A 20727-nucleotide genomic window follows, 5' to 3' on the forward strand; every position below is an offset into this window, starting at 1 on the left:
CGGCCGCGCTAACAGCGGACGAACCTCTGATGACGGGATGCCGAAGGCGTACCGGGCCGCCTCCCCTGTCCCTGCATTGCAGGCATTCCGCCATCCGATCGGCTGTGCGAGGTAGTCGTGCCCCTGCCGGACACCGAGACGCTCCTCGCCGCTGCGGGTCTCGTCGCGACGGCCGTGCTCTGGGCCGTTCAGCGGTTCCTGCCGGGCCGCAAGAGCGTCGGTTACCGCGTCCGGATGGACACCGCGATCGGCATGAACCCGCGGGACGCCCACAGCCTGGTGCAACCGCGGCTGCTCAGGCAGGGCCAGGAGATCACCGACGCCACTCTGGCGCTGCTGCGGTTCGAGAACGACGGCGGCGAGGACATCGTGCGGCAGGACTACCAGGAGCCGCTGACGGCCGAGTTCACCGGGCGCACGGTGATCGGGGTGGAGGTGCCGGACGCCAACCCGCCTGACCTGGTCGGGATGCTCACCCGCAACGGCGGCGGTCTGCGGCACGACGGTGGCCGGCTCGTCATCCCCAGGGTGCCGTTGAACGAGCGTGACCACTTCAAGCTGCTGGTCCTGTTGTCGGCGGAGGACGGGAACGGGGACCGGAACGGAGGCGGGGCGCACCGCAGCCGTGGCGGGGGCGCGGGCGGCGGCCGGCCGGGCGAACTCGTCGTCGGCGGGTTCCTCAGCGGCGGGCGGATCCGGCGCAACGCGCAGCGCTGGGGACCGCGCGAACTGGGCCTCGGGCTGGGCGGCGTCTGCATCATCCTGGTCGGCCTGCTGGGCGGGCTGTTGCTCAACGGGCCCACCGGGGCGGCAAGTGCGGAGAGCGCGACCGGGCGGCTGACCGTCGACGGCTCCAGCGCCTTCGCACCGCCGATGCAGGACATCGCCCGGCAGTACACGGCCCGCTGCCGGGGAGCCGAGATCGAGGTGGCGGAGAGCGGCAGCCTGTCCGGGCTGGGGCGGCTGAACCGGGCCAGGAGATCCGCGCCGGCCGTCGGTCCGACGTTCCTGGCTGTGTCGGACGTCGCCGCGCCGGCCATCTACCGGGAGCCGGCGGGGCGGCGGGCCGGCGTCATCCTGCTCGGCATGGTCGTCAACGGCCGGACCGGCGTCGGCAACCTCACCTCCGAGCAGGTGCGCGGCATCTACGACGGCCGGTGCACCCACTGGAAGCAGCTCGGCGGCAGCGACCTGCCGGTCCGCATCGTCGGCCGGGACGCGGCGTCCGGCACCCGGCGAGCGTTCGAGACGGCCGTGCTGCGCGGCTCGGAGCCGGACACGGTGTCATCGTACGAATGCAACGGCAAGGACCGGGACGCGGCGGCCCGCGTCACGCGCTGCGAGGTGCACAGCACCGGCAGCCTGCCGGACACGGTCGGCCGCGTGCCGGGCGCGATCGGGTACGCGGAGGAGTACGCGGCGGCCAAGAATCCGCGGGTGACCCGCGTCCGGCCGAACGGGCGGGAGCCCGACATCGAGTGGGCCGGTCAACATGGCTATCCCTTCTGGACGGTGGAGTACCTCTACACGTACGGGCAGCCCGAGGCGGGCTCGCTCGCCGCGAAGTTCCGGGCGTTCATGGACTCCGGCACGGCGAAGAACATCCTGCGCAAGTACCGGCACGTGCCGTGCGCCGACCTGGCGAGCGCGCCGGGCTCCGCCTGCGGCCCCTGACGGTGGTGGTCAGCCGGTCCGCGCCGCCCAGTACCGCGACGGCGCCGTCGGTGTCCGTACGCAGCACCCGTGCTCCTTGAAAGCGCAGCGACTGGACGGTGCGCGGCGCCGGATGACCGTACGGGTTGCCGGCGCCGCAACTGATCAGGGCGACGCGCGGCGCCAGGCGGCGTATCAGTTGCGGGTCCTGGTACGCGGACCCGTGGTGTGCGACCTTGAGGACGTCCACGGCGCTCAGGTCGGGGTACGCGGTCGACAACGCTTGCTGCGCGACCGGTTCGAGGTCGCCGAGGAGAAGGAAGCTCAGCCCGGCGGTGCGCAGCAGCAGCGTCACGCTGGCGTCGTTGGGACCCTCGACAGCACGTGAGGCGGGCGCGGAAAAGGGGTGGCCCGGTCCGGTGCCGGGCGGCCACAGGACCTCCCAGCTGAGCGGGCCGACGCTGCGCCGCTCCCCCGGCGTGGAACCGACCACCGGCACGCCCGCGGCCGCCGCGGTGCGGTGCACGAAGGCGGCCTGCCCGGGCGGCTCGGGCAGGGTCGTGGTCTCGATGGCACCGACCGAACGCCCGCGCAAGGCGCCGGGCAGTCCGCTGACGTGGTCGGCGTGAAAGTGGGTGAGGACGAGCAGCGCGATACGGCGTACGCCCAAGTCGGTCAGGCAACGGTCGATGGCGTCCGGCTCCGGGCCGGTGTCCACGACCAGGGCGGTGCCCTCCCCCGCCGCGAACACCAGACCGTCGCCCTGCCCCACGTCACAGGCCACCGCTCGCCAGTCAGGAGGCGGCCAGCCGGTGACGACACGGGTGACCGGGGCCGGCCGCAGCACCGCGACGAGCAGTGCCAGGACGCCGAGGACGCACAGCCAGGGCCGACGTGACATCCGCCGTCCCACCGGGACGAACGCCACCGTCACGACGGCCAGCAGCAGCGCTCCGGCCCATCCGCCCGGCCAATCCGCCTCCGCCCCGGGCAGGCCCGCCCCCGTACGGGCCACACCGGCGATCCACTCGGTCGGCCAGCTCGCGCACCAGGCCAGGGCGTGGGCCAGGGGCGGCGCGAACGGTGCGGTGGCGAGTGCCGCGAACCCCAGGACGGTGGCCGGGGCGACGGCGATTTCGGCCAGCAGGTTGCAGGGGACGGCGACGAGACCGACGCGTGCGGCGAGCACCACGACGACGGGCGCGCAGACCGCCTGCGCCGCGGCCGCCGCGGCTAGCACCTCGGCGAGGCGGGGCGGCACGCGGCGGCGTTGCAGGGCCGCGCTCCAGCGAGGGGCGAGGGTGAGCAGGGCGCCGGTGGCCAGTACGGACAGCAGGAAACCGTAACTGCGGGCGAGCCAGGGGTCGTAGAGCACGAGTACCAGGACGGCGGCGGCGAGCGCGGGGACGAGCGAACGACGGCGTCCCGTCCCGATCGCCAGCAGGGTGACCAGTCCGCAGGCGGCGGCGCGCAGCACGCTGGGGTCGGGGCGGCAGACGATCACGAAGGCGAGGGCGATCGATCCGCCGATGAGGGCGGTGGTGCGCAGCGAGAGGCCCAGGAGCGGTGCCAGACCACGGCGTTCGGCCCGTACGGCGAGGTGGGGCGGGCCGATGAGCAGCACGAGCAGGATGGTCAGGTTGCTGCCGGAGACGGCGAGCAGGTGGGTCAGGTCGGTGGTGCGGAAGGCGTCGTCGAGGTCGGGCGGTACCCGCGCGGTGTCACCGACCACCAGGCCCGGCAGGAGGGCACGGGCATCGGGGCTCAGGTCGTCACTGGCCTCCCGGAGTCCGGCCCGCAGGTCACCGGCGAGTCGCTGCAACGCGTCGGGGGCGGCCAGCACGTGCGGTTCTGATCCCGTGGTGACCCGTAGGGCGGCCGCGGCCCGGTCGGACGGCCGGAGGGGTGGTGCCGCGCGGGCCGCGACCCGGACGCGGGTCGAGGGCAGGAGGCGCTGCCAGTCGGCGAGGCGCTTCGTGCGGTGCACGACGACCAGTACGGGGGTACGGGTGGCGGTCACCGAGCCGTCCGGTGCGGTGACGCGGAGGACGTCCGCGGTGAACACGACGGCGGGCGGCGCTTGCCGGGCGCCGCTCACCCGTGGGCGGGTCAGCCGCGGATCGCCGGTCAGCTCCACCTCGGCCGTGACCGGGGCGTGCCGGCGCGCCAGTTCCGGCAGCGGGCCGCGCCGTACGTCCGCCGCGTGCAGAGCGGCGGACGCGGCTCCGGCGACCGCGCCGAGCAGCACTGCGGCGAGGGCGACCGAGGCCCCGGCGGCCCGCCGTCGCGGCCGGCGGACCGCGGCGACGACCACGACCGCCGCCAGCACCACGGCCGCGGCACACACCACCGCCACCGAGCCGCCGGACCACCCCAGGGCCAGTGCCGCCGCACCCCACGCGGCCGCCGCGGGCCCGGCCAGTCGAAGATCGACGGCTTCATCCGGCCGGCGGGGATCGGCGGCGCCGTAGGGGGAGGATGCCGCCGCGTGGACGGCGGTTCGGTCGGCCGTTCGGCCGGGGGTGGCGCCGGGTGCGGTGCGGGGGCCGGAGGGCTGGGGCGGTGGGGGCGGCGTGGTGGGGTACGGGGTCATGGCTGGACCAGAGGCCGCAGGTCGGCGAAGCGGCGGTCGCCGATGCCGTTCACTTCACGGAGCTGTTCCACGGAGGTGAAGCCGCCGTGTGCGGTGCGGTACTCGATGATGTGCCGGGCGAGGACGGGGCCGACTCCGGGCAGGCTGTCGAGCTGTTCCGCGGTCGCGGTGTTCAGACTGACGGGGGCGGCTCCGGCGCCCGTACCACCGGACGCGCCGGCGCTCCCGGAAGCCGTGCCGCCGCCGGTGCCCGCCCCGGCAACCGCTCCGGCCCCGGCTCCCGTGGCCGCTCCGGGGCCCGTGCCCGCCCCCTGACCTGCCGCGCCCGGCGCCGCCCCTGCGACATCCACGGCGATCTGCTCCCCGTCGACCAGCAGCCGCGCCCGGTTCAGCCCTCGGGTGTCCGCACCGTCCAGCACTCCGCCCGCCGCTCTCAGCGCGTCGGCGACCCGGGCTCCCTGCGGCAGGCGATGGATGCCGGGACGGTGCACCTTCCCGACCACGTCGACCACGAGGAGCCGTCCCGCGGCGGTCGGCGGCGCGCCTCCCGGCGTCGGCGCAGCCACCTGCGGCTGCGGCACCGGGGCGGGAGTCGGCAGCGCCGGGGCCCGGGCGGCGGGCGGTACACGGACGGGCTCGGGCCGGGCCACCCAGAAGTGGTGGACCGCGAAGGCCACCGCCACCGCGAACACCACGACCAGGGCAGCCAGCGTCTTGGGGGCGATCGCGCATCTCGACTGCACCCACAGCGGCAGCCGCTCCCGCACGGCGAGCGCCAGCCGGGCGGCACGGTCGGGAGGTGCGCCTTCGCGGGCGGCCTGGGCCCGGTCAGCGGTCAGGTCGTCATCGGCTGACGCGGCTGGGGTGTCGGGAGTGCCTGGAGTACCGGGAACGCTCGGAGCACCGGAAACGCCTGAAGCCGACAGGTCGCCCGGAGACGGTGGACTGCCCGACGTCGGTGGACTGCCGTCCGCTTCCGCAGGGCTCGCACTCCGGTCCGGGCCAGGTGGGCCCCGGAACAGGCCCGCGGCCCGCGTACGTACCGCCGCGGCGGTCTCCGCACGCCGGGCGGCCCGCCCGCGTGGTCCGGAGCTGGAGCCAGGGTCGGAGCCCCAGCCAGGGCCGGTGGCCGACCCATCGAAGGGATTGGTTACGGAGAGTGATTGTGGCGTCATGCCCGCGAACGTTAGACACTTCGCGCCGATCCCGCTGCGAGCCGTCAAATCCCGGGGATAACCGGCCCGTTGTGGATAACCACGTCACCCGAAGGAGGCCTTCCGCGCCGGCCAAGGAGCATCTCCGCGCTATCCGAGGAGGATTCCGCGCTAACGCGGCGAGACCACAGCCCCCAGCAGCCCCGGCCCCGTGTGCGCCCCGATCACCGCTCCCACCTCGCTCACATGCAGCTCGGCCAGCCCCGGCACCCGCTCGCGCAGCCGTGCCGCGAGCGCGTCCGCCCGTTCGGCCGACGCGAGATGGTGCACGGCGACATCCACCTGCGCCTCCCCGGCCCGCTCCACGGCGATCTCCTCCAGCCTGGCGATCGCCTTCGACGCCGTACGGACCTTCTCCAAGAGGTCGATCCGCCCCTCGGCGAGCTGGAGCAGGGGCTTGACCGCGAGGGCCGAGCCGAGGAGCGCCTGCGCCGCCCCGATCCGGCCGCCCCGTCGCAGGTAGTCGAGGGTGTCGACGTAGAAGTAGGCGGACGTCTGCTCGGCACGCTTCTCGGCCGCGGCCACCGCCTCGTCCAGGCTGCCGCCGGACTCCGCGGCCTCGGCCGCCGCCAGGGCGCAGAAGCCGAGCGCCATGGCGACCATGCCGGTGTCCACGACCCGCACCGGTACGGGGGCCGCGGCGGCCGCCAGCACCGCCGCGTCGTACGTGCCGGAGAACTCCGAGGACAGGTGGAGCGAGACGATGCTTCCGGCCCCCGCCTCGGCGATGGCCCGGTAGGTGGACGCGAAAGCCTCGGGGCTCGGCCGCGATGTCGTCACGTACTTGCGCTTCTGCAGGGCCTGGGCGACCGATCTCGCCGAGATCTCGGTGCCCTCCTCCAGGGCCTGGTCACCGAGGACGACGGTGAGCGGTACCGCCGTGATCCGGTGGCGCTGCAGTGCCGCCCGCGGCAGGTAGGCCGTTGAATCGGTGACGATCGCGACATGGCGGGACATGACTGGGAGGTTATCCGGGGATCCCGGAGGCCGACAGTGCGGGCCCCTACCAAGATCCGCCGACGTCGGACGGTACCGGGAGGAAGACGCCCGGCAGCGACTGCCGGTTGCTCGCCCCGGCCGATGTGCTCCCTGCCGCCCGCCCCTCCGCGCTCAGGTCGTCCGCTCCGTGCGCGGTGCCTTCTGCCATGCGTACGTGGGCTGCGTACGCGGGTCCCGGGCCGTGATGGCGGGCGTCTCGTCCTCGGCGGACCCCCACGGCTTCCGCCCCGCGGCCCCTTCCGAAGAAGCCCCGGACGCACCCCCGGGCGCCGCGGCCCCGTCGGCAGCCGCCGGGCCGCTCCCGGACGCCTCGATGCGGTCCTCCAGCGGCTCCTTCGACCAGTGCCGCAGCGCTCCGGCCTCCATGTCGATCTGCTCGCCGAGCGCGGCGAGGTCGTCGTCGGCGAACTGCCGTGCGCGGTCCCGGGCGGCCCAGCGCAGCGACTCCGCGGAGTGTGTGATGCGCTCCAGCCGCTCGCGCAGCTCGGGCAGCCGGGCCGTGACGCTGGCCTTGTCGGGCTCCCGCTCCAGCCGCTTGAGTTCGTCGTCCAACTCGTGACCGTGGGCGCTGAGCCGCTCGAAGAGGCCCAGCGCCTCGGTCAGCGAGGTGTCCTGCTCGGCGCCGGTGTGCAGCACGTCCTGGGTGGCCCGCATGGACGTACGCAGCGACAGCCGTAGCTGGGCCAGCTCACCGGCCACACCGGGCTGGGTGAACTGCCGGGCCCTGAGCGTGGTGTCCTCGACGGTCCGGCGCGCCTGTGCCACCCCGCGGTCCACCCCGCGCTTGGCCGCCTTGACGGCCTTGACCGTGACGAAGACGCCGGCCGCGACGAGCAGCAGAAAGAGGAGCCCGAAGATCGCGGCGACGGCTTCCATGGTTTCTCCTCGATGGCAACGGCGCGGTGGGCGGAGGCGCCGGGGTTCCGGCTCTTCCACCGTAAACGCCAAGGGCAGGTCGGGGGTTCCCTTCGAACCCCCAACCTGCCCTTAGTGGTCATCCCTCAGCCATGCCCCCGAAGGGCCACGGCACCGGGATCAGCGCGTCACGCAGGGACGATGTTCACCAGCTTCGGCGCCCGCACGATCACCTTGCGGATGCCCGCGCCGTCCAGCGCCGCCACGACCGCCGGGTCCGCCAGCGCCGCCGCCTCCAGGTCCGCGTCCGATACGGACGGCGAGACCTCCAGGCGCGCCTTGACCTTGCCCTTGATCTGCACGACGCAGGTCACGGTCTCGTCGACCACGTAGGCCGGGTCGGCGACGGGGAAGTCCTGGTGGACGACCGAGTCGGTGTGGCCCAGCTTGCGCCACAGTTCCTCGGCGATGTGCGGGGCCAGCGGGGCGATCAGCAGCACCAGGCGCTCGGCCACCGAGCGCGCGACCGGGCCGCCCGCCTTGGTCAGGTGGTTGTTCAGCTCCGTCACCTTGGCGATGGCGGTGTTGAAGCGCAGGTTGGCCAGGTCCTGGCCGACGCCGTCGATCGCCTTGTGCAGCGCGCGCAGCGTGTCCTCGTCCGGCTCGGCGTCGACGACGGTGGCCTCGCCGGTCGCCTCGTCCACGACGTTGCGCCACAGCCGCTGCAGCAGACGGTACTGGCCGACCACGGCGCGGGTGTCCCACGGCCGGGAGACGTCCAGCGGGCCCATCGCCATCTCGTACAGGCGCAGGGTGTCCGCGCCGTACTCCCCGCAGATCTCGTCGGGCGTGACGGCGTTCTTCAGGGACTTGCCCATCTTGCCCAGGACGCGGCTGACCTTCTCGCCCTGGTAGTAGTAGGCGCCGTCGCGCTCCTCCACCTCGGCGGCGGGTACGGCGATGCCGCGGCTGTCGCGGTAGACGAACGCCTGGATCATGCCCTGGTTGTACAGCTTGTGGAACGGCTCGGAGGACGCGATGTGCCCCAGATCGTGCAGCACCTTGGACCAGAACCGCGCGTACAGCAGGTGCAGTACGGCGTGCTCCTGGCCGCCCACGTACAGGTCGACACCGCCGTGCGGCTGCCCCTCGCGCGGGCCCATCCAGTACTGCTCGACCTCCGGGTCGACCAGCGCAGAGCCGTTGCGCGGGTCGGTGTAGCGCAGCTCGTACCAGCAGGAACCGGCCCAGTTGGGCATGGTGTTGGTCTCGCGGCGGTACTTCTTCGGGCCGTCGCCCAGGTCCAGCTCGACGTTGACCCAGTCCTCGTTACGGGACAGCGGGGTCTCGGGCTGGGTGTCGGCGTCGTCCGGGTCGAAGGTGCGCGGCGAGTAGTCGTCGACCTCGGGCAGCTGCAGCGGCAGCATCGACTCGGGCAGCGCGTGCGCGACGCCGTCCTCGTCGTAGACGATCGGGAAGGGCTCGCCCCAGTAACGCTGGCGGCTGAACAGCCAGTCGCGCAGGCGGAAGTTGACGGTGCCCTCGCCGATACCGGCGGCGGCCAGCCACTCGGTGATCTTGATCTTGGCGTCCGGGACGGTCAGGCCGTCCAGCGTGATGTCGGCGCCCGCCGAGTTGACGATCTTCGCCTCGTACGAGTCGAAGGCGTCCTCCCAGGTGGCGGGGTCCTGGTCACGGCCGTCCGACGGCTCCACGACGCAGCGCATGGGCAGCTCGAAGGCGCGCGCGAAGGCGAAGTCACGGCTGTCGTGCGCCGGGACGGCCATGATCGCGCCGGTGCCGTAGCCCATCAGCACGTAGTCGGCGATGAAGACCGGGACGCGCTCGCCGCTGACCGGGTTGGTCGCGTACGCGCCGGTGAAGACGCCGGTCTTGTCCTTGGCCTCGGCCTGCCGCTCGACGTCCGACTTGGCCGCGGCCTGCTTGCGGTACGCGGCGACGGCCTCGGCCGGGGTGCCGTACCCGCCGGTCCAGACCTCGTGGGTGCCCTCGGGCCAGGCGTCCGGGACGATCGAACGCTCGCCGGAGACCAGCTCGTGCTCGGGCGCCAGCACCATGTAGGTGGCACCGAACAGGGTGTCCTGGCGGGTGGTGAAGACGGTGATCTTCCCGTCCCCTACGGGGAAGTCCACCCGCGCGCCCTCGGACCGGCCGATCCAGTTGCGCTGCTGCAGCTTGATGGCGTCCGGCCAGTCCAGCCCGTCCAGGTCCTCCAGCAGACGGTCCGCGTAGGCGGTGATGCGCATGTTCCACTGGCGCAGCTTGGCCTTGAAGACCGGGTAGTTGCCGCGCTCGGACCGGCCCTCGGCGGTGACCTCCTCGTTGGCCAGCACGGTACCCAGACCGGGGCACCAGTTGACCGGCGCGTCCGAGGCGTACGCCAGGCGGTACTCGCCCAGGACCTCGGCGCGCTCGGCGGCGCTCAGCGCGCTCCAGGGGCGCCCGTCCGGCGTCGTACGCTCACCGGCCTCGAACTGCGCCACCAGCTCGGCGATGGGGCGCGCCTTCTTCGCGTCGGCGTCGTACCAGGAGTTGAAGATCTGGACGAAGATCCACTGGGTCCACTTGTAGTAGTCCGGGTCGATCGTCTCGACGGAGCGGCGCGGGTCGTGGCCCAGGCCCAGCCGGCGCAGCTGGCGCCGCATGTTGACGATGTTGGCCTCGGTGGAGACCCGCGGGTGCGTGCCGGTCTGCACGGCGTACTGCTCGGCGGGCAGGCCGAAGGCGTCGAAGCCCAGGGTGTGCAGCACGTTGTGGCCGGTCATGCGCAGGTGGCGGCCGTACACGTCGGTCGCGATGAAGCCGAGCGGGTGGCCCACGTGCAGGCCCGCACCCGAGGGGTACGGGAACATGTCCATGATGAACTTCTTGGGCTTGGCCACCAGCTCCGGGTCGCCCGCCAGGTCGCCCTTCGGGTTCGGGGCCTCGTACGTGCCCTCCGCCTCCCAGAAGTCCTGCCAGCGCGCCTCGATGTCGGCGGCCAGCGCTGCCGTGTAGCGGTGCGGCGCTGCCACCTCGGCAGCCGAAGTCGTCTCGGTCATCGTCCTCAAAGCTCCATCGGTCGTCTCTGCCTGCGGCTACTGCGAAAAAGTGCGACTTTTGCGGAAACAAAAAGACCCCTCGCACAGGAGGGGACGCCGCGCCGATGCCGACCGGAAGCTCACCGGTCGGTACTGATCAGCGCGGCCCGCTAAGCAGAAGGCGTACGGCACGCATGGCGTCAGGGTACCGCAGGGGCCGCCGGGCCCGCTGGGAGCCGTCCCGCCGCGGAACGGACGGCGGCCCGGCGGGCGGGGGCTCCAGGGCGGGGCGGAGGCGCGTGGCGGGCGTCCGCGACCGCCCTTCAGGGTCCGCGGGGCGGCTTCCTCTGGACCCGCGCCACGGTTCCGTCGGACCGGCACCACGGCTCGGTCGGACCCGCGCCACGGCTGGCCCGGACCCACGTCACAGCTCGGTCGAACCCGGTCATGGCTCGGCCGGATCCGGTCACGACACGGTCGACCGGGCCTGACAGGCGTGCTCGGCCGATTCCGACCAGCTTCCTCGAACGAGCCTCACGGACTCCCCCTCGGCCAGGACCGAGGAGCCTCTTCGGTACCGACGCCGCTCCTCGGTCCGGACGAACCTCCTCGGGCAAGCCCGGTACCGACTCCCTCGAACAAGCCCGACAGCCGACGGTAGCAGCGCGCCACCCCGCAGCACTCCGCTTACGGAAAGCCCGCCGCCCCGATCCCGCACCGCCCTACTTTTCCCGCATGCGTCCCCACCGCAAGAGCCGTGCCGCCTCCGGCCCGCGGCCCCCCGGCTTACCCCGCCTCCCTGTCCGTCTCCCGTTCCGCCTTCCGGGCCGCCACCCGGGCCTGTCCCGCCCCTCCCCCGGCCCGCGCCGTCATGGCCTCCGGGTCAGCCCGCGCCGCACCACCCCTCCAGGACCGGCGACGGCCCCGGTCCCGGTCCCGCGCCGCCCGCGCCTGCGCCGCCGCCCCGCAGTCGCCGCCGGGGCCGTCGCCGCCCTCGCCCTCCTCCTGCTCTCCGGGACCGACCCGCTGCGCGGCTTCCTCGACTTCACGGGCGGTGTGCTGACGCTCGTCTCCCTCACGGCCGCCGTCGTCTGGGGGCTGGTCGCCGCAGGCCGTACGCTCCTGCTGCCCCGCAGCCGGCTGCTCGCCCAGGGCGTCCACCGGGCCCTGGGCACCGCCTCGCTCGGCTTCCTGGCCCTGCACATCGCGGTCAAGGTCGCCGAGGGGCACGCGCACGTACTCAACGCACTGCTGCCGTTCACCAGGACACCCGCCGGCGCTTCCGCACTGATCGGCTTCGGCGCCGTGGCCGGCTACCTGATGGTGCTGGCCGCCGCGACCGGCGCGCTCCGCAGCGCCTTCGCCGGCCGCGGCCGGGCCTCGGAGCGCTGGCGCGCCCTGCACGCCTGCGCGTACCCGGCGTGGTGTCTGGCGCTCGTCCACGGCCTGAAGGCCGGGCGCGCCCCCTCCGGGTGGGTCACCACCGGGTACGCGCTGTGCCTGGCGGCCGTCGCCGCCGCCCTCCTGGCGCGCGCTTTCCTCCCGCACGTCCTACGGGCCCGCCTGCGCGCCCGTACTGCCGGCCCCCCGCCACCTCCACCGCCCCAGCCCCCCGCATCCCCGTACTCGGACTCCTCACCGTCCGACTCCGCGCCGCCGTACGGACGGCACGCGCTCCACCCCGTCCCGGCCCCTCCCGCCTCGCACGGCAGGAGCCGACCGTGACCGGACCGCTGCCCGACGTCCCGCCCGTCCACGCCATCGGCCCGCCCCGGCTGACCGCGGGCTTCGACGAGGCCGAGCGCCTCGGCCGCCGGGCCCACCTGCTCACCCACGGCTCACCGCCGTCCCTGTCCATCGACCGGCTGACCGAGCTGGCCGGCGCCATCGCCCTGCGCGGGCGTGGCGGCGCGGGCTTCCCCCTCGTACGGAAGCTGGAGGCGGTGGCCCACCACGCGCGGCACTCCGGCGTCCGGCCAGCGGTCGTGGTCAACGGCTGCGAGGGCGAGCCCGCCTGCCGCAAGGACACCGTCCTGCTGTGCCGCGCGCCGCACCTCGTCCTGGACGGCGCGCTGCTCGCCGCCGAAGCCCTCGGCGCCCGCACGCTGGTGGTCGGCGTGACCAAGGACACGGCCGAGCGGTCGGTGCGGGACGCGCTGGCCGAGCGCGGGCTGAGCGACCGGCGGCGCGGGCGGTCGTTGCGTGCCCGGCTCGTCCGCGTACCGGAACGACTCGTCTCCGGTGAAGCGTCCGCGCTGATCCGGGCCGCTGAGGGCGGTCCGGCGCTGCCCCCGGGGCGGCGGGTGCGGGCCGCGGAGTCCGGACTCGGCGGCGCGCCCACGCTCTTCTCCAACGCCGAGACGTTCGCGCAACTCGCTGTCGCGGCCCGGACGGGCGCCCACCGGTACGCCGCGACCGGCGCGCCCCACGAACCCGGCACCCTGCTCCTGACCGTGTCCGGCGCGGTGCCCTCCCCCACCGTCGTCGAGGCACCGAGCGGGGTGCCGCTCCCGTACGTCCTCCAGATGTGTGCCGCCGACCCGGTCCCCGGCGGCGTCCTGGTGGGCGGCTACCACGGCGCCTGGCTGGACGCCCCGACCGCGTACGGGACGGTCGTCACCCGCGAGGCGCTCGCAGCCGGCGGCGGGGCACTTGGCGCGGGCGCGGTGCTGCCGGTACCCGCAGGCACCTGCCCGCTCGGCGAGACCCTGCTCGTAGCGCGCTGGCTCGCCGCTGAGTCATCGGGCCAGTGCGGGCCCTGCCGCCTGGGCCTGCCCTCCGTGGCAAGCGCGCTGGCGGACGCCTTGGCGGGCGGCGGACAGGCAGCACTGGAAGGCGTACGGCGTGCCACGCAGACCGCGAACGGGCGCGGTGCCTGCAAACACCCCGACGGCGCCGTGCGGTTCGTGCTCTCCGCACTGGGCGCCTTCCCGGACGATCTCGCCGCGCACACCCTGGGCGGGGGCTGCGGTCGGGAGACCGCCGGCGTTCTTCCCCTCCCCGCACCGGAAGCAGCGGAGGCGGCCGACGGTACGGGCACGGGTACTGCGGGCTCGACGGCTGCCGCGAGCCGGTTGGCGGTGGACTGGACCCTGTGCGAAGGGCACGGCCTGTGCGCCAGGCTGCTCCCCGAAGCCGTACGCCTCGACCCGGACGGATACCCGCTCCTCCCCGACACCGCCCTCCCGCCCCGGCTCCACCACCGCGCCCAGCGCGCGGTCAGCCGCTGCCCCGCCCTCGCCCTGCGCCTGGAGAAGCCCTGACGGCTACCGCTCACACGGTCGCGGAGTCCGCCCGTCACCGGCCGGCCGCGGACGGCACCTGAGCGCGGCCGGCCGGAGCCCGGAAAGCCTCGGCGTCCCCGATCACCTCTTCGGCGCGGTTCCGCCGCTCGTACATGCGGCGGTACCGGTCTCCGACGAGGTCAGGGTCGGCCTCACCGCCCGGGATGACGCCGGAGGCGACGGTCACCGTGCCGACGTGAAGCCCTGCCGGTGCGCGTTCGGTGTGCAGGGTGAGCGCCCAGTTCCGCAGGCCGGACATGGCCACCCCGACATTGGCCGGAAAAGGTGCCGGGATCGTGGAGGAGATACCGGTGGTCAGCAGAAGCGCACCGTCGCCTCGCTGACGCAAGTCCGGCAGTACGTGCTGCACCGCGATCACGGCGCCGAGCACGTGCAGCTCGAACTGAGCCATCACGTCCGCAACCGAGGTCTGCGCGGCGTGCGTGATCGGCCCGGTCGGACTCGGACTGAATTCCAGGACGTCTATCGGCCCCAGCGCGCTTTGCACCGCGGAGAGGGCCGCCGTGCGGCTCTCGCGATCGCGGATGTCGGCGGGGGTGCGGCGGCGGCGATGCCGGACCCGGCCCGTTCGCCAACCAGGGCGTCCAGCTTCTCCTTGGTCCGCGCGATCAGCCCGCCCCGGAACCCACGGCGCCCGATCGCGCGGGTCACCCCCATCTCCACTCCCGGCCCCGCACCGACCACCACGCGCGTATTCGCCATAGCCGTACCCCTCCGGTCGCAGTGTCCGGCGGGACAAATGGAGCATCCTGGTCATCGGGCAACTCCGCGACGCACACTGCGCTTCGGCGAACCGCACCGCGCCGTCACCGGCATCTCCCAGCGGATGCTCACGCCGACGCTGCGACAGTTGGAACGCGACGGCCTGTTGCCCCGTACCGTCCACGCCTGCGTACCGCCACGCGTCGATCACGCGCTGACCGAGCTCGGCACGACGCCGCTGGACTCCGTCGTCGCGTTCGGGGAGTGGGCCACCGCCCACCGGAAGGAGATCGGCGCCAACCGGCGCCGCTACGACGCGGCCCATCCGCCACGGAAACGCCCCCGACCCCGGCAGTCCGCACCGGCTCGCCACACCACGCCGTCACGCCGCCGCGTCTTCGGGAAACGAAAAATCCCGTCCGATCTGTCAGATCGGACGGGATCTCATGAACCTCCGTGAGTCACCTCACGAGCGGCCCTTCTGTGGAGCTAAGGAGAATTGAACTCCTGACCTCCTGCATGCCATGCAGGCGCTCTACCAACTGAGCTATAGCCCCTTGCTGTGGTCCGCCGCGGTTCTTTTCCTTGCGGCTCCCCGCTGCGGCATCGCCTACATTACACGGCCCTCCCCGCCTTCTGCCAAATCGGTTGTCCTGGGGCCCCGGGGGAGGGCTCGATGTACTGTCGGCGGGCCGTGCCCGATTCGTCCTGGGGAGCTGTACGCCGTGTCCGCGCTGGAGCTGGAACAGTCCGCTGCACCCGGCGGTCCCTCCCCGCTGAGGGGCTTCGTCCGCCGCCGTCCGCTGCTGGTGGCGGCCGTCGGCTGTGTGCTGTCCTTCGCCGCCTTCTGGGTCGCCCAGCGGCTGGCGCACGTGACGATGGTCGACCTGATGGTCTACCGCGCCGAGGGCTGGACGGCCCGCAACGGCGAGGACCTCTACGACATGGTCGCGACCTCGGCGCACCTGCCCAACACCTATCCGCCCTTCGCGGCGCTGCTGTTCACGCCGCTCACGCTGGTCGGTGTGCCGGAGATGCGTACGCTCGCCACCCTCGGCAACCTCCTGCTGCTCGTCGCCGTCACCCACCTCGGCCTGCGGCTCGCGGGGCGGCCGAAGCGGGTGCCGCCGCTCGCCGCGGCGCTGGGGGTGGCCGCGCTGCTGGTCTGGTGCGAGCCGGTGTGGACGACGCTGCGCTACGGACAGATCAATCTGCTGCTCGCCGTCCTGGTCCTGTGGGACCTGACCCGTAAGGACACCAACCGGTGGGCCGGTGTCGGCATCGGTCTGGCGGCCGGCATCAAGCTCACTCCGGCCCTCTTCGCCGTCTTCCTCGCGCTGGCCGGGCTCGTACGGGCGTGGCAGCGCCTGCGTGCGGGCGCGGGGCCGCGGGACGCGTGGAACCCCTGGCTGCGACAGGCCGCCGTCGCCTGTCTCACCTTCCTGGGCACCGCGCTGCTGTCCGCGCTCGTCCTGCCGCACGACTCCCGCCGCTTCTGGACGGAGATCATCTTCGCCGCCGACCGGGTCGGCGAGGTGGAGATCACCGCCAACCAGTCGCTGCGCGGCGCACTGGCCCGGCTGCTGCACACCCACGACCCCGGCCTGTGGTGGCTGGCGGCCGCAGCCGTCGTGGCCGTCCTCGGGCTGGCCGTGGCGGTCGGCGCGTTGCTGCGCGGCCGCCGGGCCTGGGCGGCCGTCGCCTGTGCCGTGACCGCGCTGCTGGTCAGTCCGATCTCCTGGTCGCACCACTGGGTGTGGGGCGTACCGATGCTGATCCTGCTCGGCTCGGAGGCGATCGGCCGCGGCGGCTTCGGCAGCCGGGCGGGCCGGCGCTGGTGGGCGGGAACGCTGGCGATGGGCCTGCTCTTCTGCTCGTTCGCGCTGTGGTTCGTGCCGCACCGCTACCACCACCACGAGGAACTGCACCAGAACGGCGGCCAGATGCTGCTGTCCGGGATCTATCCGATCGCCGGGCTGGTCTTTCTGGCCCTGACCGCCGTGCTGGTGCGGAGGGACGGTGCGGGTGGCGGCGGTCCGCTGCCGAGCACAGGGCAGAGTGCGGCCACGCCGGACGCCGGCCCGGCGGCGGCCACACCGGGGCGCTGAGCAAGGACGCCGGGCCGGGGTGCCGGGCCGCGCGGCTGAGCCGCCGCCCGGCCGCGCACCAGCTCCGTCTCAGCGCCTACACCCTCCCCCCTCTCAGCCGTGGCCGTGCCCGCCCGGCGGGTGGTGGTGGAACTTCAGCACCTCGCGCGGCATGACGACGAACGGCCGCATCATCCCCATGTCCTCGTGCTCCAGCAGATGGCAGTGGTACATGAAGCGGCCCGTCGCCCCCTGGAAGCGGGCGAGCACATTGACCATCTGGCCCGGCGGAACCTGTATGACGTCCTTCCAGCCCTGGTCGCCCGGGGATATCGGGGCCGTACCGCCGTAGGCGAGCGGGACGCGGGTGCCGCCGACCTTGTTGTCGTACGGGCTGCCCGGGTCGCCGTCCGCCGGATAGCGGTCGCGGCTCAGGACCTGGAAGTCCACGAGGTGGATGTGCATCGGGTGGACGCCGGCGCCGCCCAGGTTCAGGAAGCTCCACTGCTCCCAGTCGCCGAGCCGGACCGTGTGGCCCAGCGTGTCGTCGAACATCCGGGCCTTACGACGGTACGTGCGGGTCTTCCCGTCCGCGCCGTGGATCTGGACGACTCCTTCGACGGGGAACTCCAGGCCCGTGTCGGGGATCTCCTCCATCTCCCACATCTCCGGGTGGAAGTTGCCGACCGGGCCGGGCGGGGTGAGGACGACGAGCCGGTGCTCGTGGTGGGGCGCCGAGCCGTGGGTGAGCCGCTCGAAGGACGGGGAGATCACCTGCGGGAGCACGAACGGGTCACGCACCTGCGTGGTACCGACCCGGAACTGCAGTACGTCCGGATACGCCACCCCGGGTGCGGCGTTGACGAGCCGGAGCGTACGGCCGCGCAGCCGGCCGAAGTCGATGAGCAGGTCCATCCGCTCGGCGGACGCGACCGGCAGCGGGCCGTCCACCGGGACCGGCCGCGGCAGCAGGCCGCCGTCCGAGCCGATCTGCCACACCGCGCCCGTCACGGGCGCGCCCGTCGCGTCGTCCACCAGGCGGAGCTGGAAGGTGCGGGCGTTCGCCGCGTTCAGCACGCGGAAGCGGTACCAGCACGCCGCGACGTCGGCATGGGGCCAGATGACCCCGTTGACGAGGGTGTACGGGCCGGTGAAGGGCAGGGAGACGTTCTTGCCGTCCTTGTCCTGGGTCACGACCTGCGTCTTGTGCAGCAGACGGCCCGTCAGGCGGCCGTCCTCGTCCGTGTCGAGATTGCGGTCCTGGATGACCAGCGGTATCTCCCGCCTGCCGGAGGGCAGTTGCAGCATGTCCTCCTCGTCGTCGCGGACCAGGTACATCCCGGCCAGGCCCGCGAAGACGTTCCACCGCGTGATGTCCATGGCGTGGTCGTGGTACCACCAGCACGTCGCACGGTGGTCGTTGGGATACTCCGAGAGCTGGGAGTCACCGGGCGAGACGGCGTTCTCCGACCAGCCGTCGTTGCCGCCGCCGGTCACCGCGCCGTGCAGGTGGGTGACCGTCCAGGGCGGCAGGTCGGCGACGCCTTCCACGAGTGTGCTGTTCGCGCGGCCCGGCTCGTCGGTGGGCAGGGGCGCGCCCGGTAAGGGCTTGGCCTCGGCGGCGGTGACCGGATAGCCGCCGGTGAGACGGTTGTGCCAGTTGACGCGGAGCCGCCGGCCGCGGCGCACCTCGATCGTCGGGCCCGGGTAGTGCCCCTCGTACGCCCATACCTTCGTGGGCGGGAGTTCGGAGTGCAGCCGGACCCAGGTGGTGGTCTGGTCGATGTCGACGCCGCGCAGCGCCTCCTTGCGGCCGGGCCGCAGGACGGGCGGGATACGCAGCTCGTCGACGAAGGGTGTCAGTCCGGCCGCGGCTTCCCGCTTGGACGGCGCGTCGGACGGCCGTTCCGGCGCCGCTTCCCGGACAGGATGAATCGTCAGATCACTCACGATGCGACCCCCGTGTCGCTTCCCCCGTGCCGCCGGCCGTCTCCGGCGGCAGCTTCACCCGTTCAACGCCGCGCCATTCGCACGGAGTTCCGCCTTCCACCAGAAATTTCGTACTGTGCTCGCAACCGCAGCTCATCCAGCTCACGCGGTACCTGACGGCCCATCCGTGGCCGAAGCCGGGTGGCCGTCACGAACCGTCACAGGGGCAAGGGACCAGAGGTCAGTGCCGGCCGCCGCCGGGCGCCCGCACCGCGCTCAGGCGGTCGCGAAGGAATAGAAACGCTTCAGCGTGCAGTGTTCGTCGAGCAGGCGCCCGTAGATCGGCTCCCCGTCGAGTTCGCGGTACGTCTCGATCGGGTCGCCTTTTATGACCAGGGCCCGCGCGCACTCCTCGCACCAGTACTGGTACTCGGGGTTGACCGGCTCCATGTCCCGGACGATCGGCGTCCCGCTGCCGCACCAGTCGCATTTCCTGCTGTGAGCGCCCATCAGTCAGCTCCAGCTGTGGCCGCAGGCCGTACAGACGAACGAGATGCCGCCGTTGTCGCCCAGCACCTGCGCCACGTGGGCCGAGCCGCAGGACGGGCACTGGAGCACGGCGCCGTGTGCGCCACCGGCGGGGCGGGCCGGACGGGGAGCGTTCTCGGGCAGCGGGCCGGCGCTCTGCGCGGGAGCGGTCGCATCGAGCAGGTCGTCGACCTCCTCCATGATGCTCGTGGGCATCGCGTTCTCTCCTCCCCTGCCGGCGCCGTCCGAATTCTGCCACGGACCGCCGACCGGGTCAGTCCCGCCGCCGTACCCGTTGTACCAGCACACCGCCGTACGACGGCCGGAGCGCCGGAGGGACCGGCGTCGAACGCGGGCGGGCCGCGCGGCCCCGTATCGCGGGCTTCCGACAAGGTCTGCCCCGTTAAGCACCGGTTCGTGCGCCCGTCCGTGCACGAAATGATCCCGCCTCCCAGAGTGGGAGACGGGATCATCCGAGGTGTGGAGCTAAGGAGAATTGAACTCCTGACCTCCTGCATGCCATGCAGGCGCTCTACCAACTGAGCTATAGCCCCGGGTCTTGTTCCGCTCCTCCGGGGTTTTCCCCGGCGGCGCCGCGAACAAGAAGAACTCTAGCCTGCGACCAGCCCAAATGTGAAATCCGGTCGCTCCGGGCCCCCGGAGAGGCGGCCCGCCGGGCCGCAGGGGCCGGTCACGGGACCGCTCAGTCGTCGTCGCCGAGCACCGGCTCCGGCAGTGTGCCGGCGTTGTGCTCCATCAGCCGCCAGCCGCGGGCGCCCTCGCCCAGGACGGACCAGCAGCAGTTCGACAGCCCGCCCAGCCCCTCCCAGTGGTGGGACTCCAGGCCCAGCAGCCGACCGATGGTCGTACGGATCGTGCCGCCGTGGCTGACGACGACCAGGGTGCCGCCGTCCGGCAGCTTGTCGGCGCTGCGCTCCACGACGGGGGCCGCGCGGTCGGCGACCTCGGTCTCCAGTTCGCCGCCGCCGCGCCGTACGGGCTCGCCGCGCTTCCACGCCGTGTACTGCTCCCCGTACCGCGCCACGATCTCCTCGTGGGTCAGGCCCTGCCAGGCGCCCGCGTACGTCTCGCGCAGCCCTGGGTCGTGCGTGACCTCCAGACCGGTGACGGCCGCCAGCTCACGGGCCGTGGCGGCGGCCCGGCGCAGGTCGGAGGCGATGATCGCGTCCGGATCGAGGGCCGCGAGCAGCCGGGCGGCGCGCCGCGCCTGCGCCACGCCCTCCCCGGTCAGCTCGATGTCCGTGGAGCCCTGGAAACGGCGCTCCAGGTTCCACGCCGTCTGGCCGTGGCGCCACAGGACTATCCGGCGGCCACGGCCGCTGCTGGTGCCGTTCAGCTCAGGTCTCCGTCCTGCTCGGCCGCCGTGGCCTCGGCGTGCGCGGCGGCCTTGCCGCGGGTGGCCTTGGCCTCCTCGGGGAGGTCCAGCTCGGGGCAGTCCTTCCACAGGCGTTCGAGGGCGTAGAAGACGCGCTCTTCGCTGTGCTGGACGTGGACGACGATGTCCACGTAGTCGAGCAGCACCCAGCGGGCCTCGCGGTCGCCTTCGCGGCGCACCGGCTTGGCGCCCAGGTCCTTGTTCAGCCGCTCCTCGATCTCGTCGACGATCGACTTGACCTGGCGGTCGTTGGGGGCCGAGGCCAGCAGGAACGCGTCGGTGATCGAGAGCACGTCGCTGACGTCGTACGCGATGATGTCGTGCGCGAGCTTGTCGGCGGCCGCCAGCGAGGCGGCCTTGATCAGCTCGATGGAGCGGTCGGTGGCGGTCACAGTCCAGCTTTCGGGATGAGTGGTCAGGTACCC

The 20727-nt window shown here is 73.2% G+C and carries 15 protein-coding genes, 2 tRNA genes and 1 pseudogene; 5 read left to right on the plus strand and 13 right to left on the minus strand.

Going from position 1 to position 20727, the window contains the following annotated elements; all coding sequences use genetic code 11:
• Positions 1–117 precede the first annotated feature (117 nt).
• Entirely contained in the window at positions 118–1674 is a 1557-nt protein-coding gene (locus tag AB0A97_RS04225; RefSeq protein WP_361144144.1) for a substrate-binding domain-containing protein, read from the plus strand.
• On the opposite strand, the gene AB0A97_RS04230 is transcribed toward AB0A97_RS04225, so the two are convergent.
• From AB0A97_RS04230 to leuS, 5 genes are all read right to left on the minus strand, one after another.
• Complete coding sequence (locus AB0A97_RS04230) at positions 1577–4246, minus strand: ComEC/Rec2 family competence protein (RefSeq protein ID WP_361144147.1); 2670 nt, start codon at positions 4244–4246, stop codon at positions 1577–1579. The genes AB0A97_RS04225 and AB0A97_RS04230 overlap by 98 nt on opposite strands.
• Entirely contained in the window at positions 4243–5013 is a 771-nt protein-coding gene (locus tag AB0A97_RS04235) for a ComEA family DNA-binding protein (protein WP_361144149.1), read from the minus strand. The genes AB0A97_RS04230 and AB0A97_RS04235 overlap by 4 nt, the downstream gene beginning before the upstream one ends.
• 558 nt (positions 5014–5571) lie before the next feature.
• Complete coding sequence (locus AB0A97_RS04240) at positions 5572–6417, minus strand: DegV family protein (protein ID WP_361144151.1); 846 nt, start codon at positions 6415–6417, stop codon at positions 5572–5574.
• 153 nt (positions 6418–6570) lie between these two features.
• Positions 6571–7335 (minus strand): hypothetical protein, encoded by a 765-nt coding sequence (locus AB0A97_RS04245; protein ID WP_361144154.1) that lies wholly within the window; start codon positions 7333–7335, stop codon positions 6571–6573.
• A 167-nt stretch (positions 7336–7502) separates the two neighbouring features.
• Positions 7503–10376: a leucine--tRNA ligase gene (gene leuS, locus AB0A97_RS04250; RefSeq protein WP_361144156.1), complete on the minus strand. Its 2874-nt coding sequence runs from the start codon at positions 10374–10376 to the stop codon at positions 7503–7505.
• Positions 10377–11090: 714 nt separating this feature from the next.
• On the opposite strand from leuS, the gene AB0A97_RS04255 reads away from it, so the two are divergent.
• A complete protein-coding gene (locus AB0A97_RS04255) occupies positions 11091–12080 on the plus strand; it encodes a hypothetical protein (protein WP_361144159.1) in 990 nt (329 codons plus the stop codon).
• Positions 12077–13618 (plus strand): NADH-ubiquinone oxidoreductase-F iron-sulfur binding region domain-containing protein, encoded by a 1542-nt coding sequence (locus AB0A97_RS04260; protein WP_361144162.1) that lies wholly within the window; start codon positions 12077–12079, stop codon positions 13616–13618. Before AB0A97_RS04255 ends, AB0A97_RS04260 begins: the two co-directional genes overlap by 4 nt.
• Before the next feature lie 34 nt (positions 13619–13652).
• Here the strand turns inward: AB0A97_RS04260 and AB0A97_RS04265 are convergent, their stop codons facing one another.
• A complete protein-coding gene (locus tag AB0A97_RS04265) occupies positions 13653–14417 on the minus strand; it encodes an SDR family NAD(P)-dependent oxidoreductase (RefSeq protein WP_361144165.1) in 765 nt (254 codons plus the stop codon).
• Here AB0A97_RS04265 and AB0A97_RS04270 point away from each other — a divergent pair.
• Positions 14395–14822: pseudogene (locus AB0A97_RS04270) on the plus strand (helix-turn-helix domain-containing protein); the annotation flags it as partial. The gene AB0A97_RS04265 and the pseudogene AB0A97_RS04270 overlap by 23 nt on opposite strands.
• Positions 14823–14846: 24 nt before the next feature.
• Here AB0A97_RS04270 and AB0A97_RS04275 read toward each other — a convergent pair.
• A tRNA-Ala gene (locus AB0A97_RS04275) sits at positions 14847–14919 on the minus strand.
• A gap of 168 nt (positions 14920–15087) precedes the next feature.
• Between AB0A97_RS04275 and AB0A97_RS04280 the strand changes: the two genes are divergently transcribed.
• Positions 15088–16470, plus strand: a complete 1383-nt coding sequence (locus AB0A97_RS04280) for a glycosyltransferase 87 family protein (RefSeq protein ID WP_361144168.1) — start codon at positions 15088–15090, stop codon at positions 16468–16470.
• A gap of 93 nt (positions 16471–16563) precedes the next feature.
• Here AB0A97_RS04280 and phsA read toward each other — a convergent pair whose 3' ends face one another.
• From phsA to rsfS, 6 genes are all read right to left on the minus strand, one after another.
• The gene (phsA, locus tag AB0A97_RS04285; RefSeq protein WP_361144171.1) at positions 16564–18399 is read right to left on the minus strand and encodes an O-aminophenol oxidase PhsA; all 1836 of its coding nucleotides are present in this window, start codon (positions 18397–18399) and stop codon (positions 16564–16566) included.
• 255 nt (positions 18400–18654) lie between these two features.
• On the minus strand, positions 18655–18888 hold the full coding sequence (locus tag AB0A97_RS04290) for a hypothetical protein (protein ID WP_030020510.1): 234 nt from the start codon (positions 18886–18888) through the stop codon (positions 18655–18657).
• Positions 18889–18891: 3 nt separating this feature from the next.
• Complete coding sequence (locus AB0A97_RS04295) at positions 18892–19122, minus strand: hypothetical protein (protein WP_361144174.1); 231 nt, start codon at positions 19120–19122, stop codon at positions 18892–18894.
• 265 nt (positions 19123–19387) lie between these two features.
• Positions 19388–19460: transfer RNA gene (locus AB0A97_RS04300), tRNA-Ala, on the minus strand.
• 149 nt (positions 19461–19609) lie between these two features.
• A complete protein-coding gene (locus AB0A97_RS04305; protein WP_361145264.1) occupies positions 19610–20263 on the minus strand; it encodes a histidine phosphatase family protein in 654 nt (217 codons plus the stop codon).
• Positions 20260–20694, minus strand: coding sequence for a ribosome silencing factor (rsfS, locus tag AB0A97_RS04310; RefSeq protein ID WP_361144177.1), 435 nt, complete (start codon positions 20692–20694; stop codon positions 20260–20262). Before rsfS ends, AB0A97_RS04305 begins: the two co-directional genes overlap by 4 nt.
• Between the last annotated feature and the right edge of the window lie 33 nt (positions 20695–20727).

The sequence above is a fragment of the Streptomyces sp. NPDC045470 genome (assembly GCF_040646595.1).
Lineage (GTDB): Bacteria > Actinomycetota > Actinomycetes > Streptomycetales > Streptomycetaceae > Streptomyces.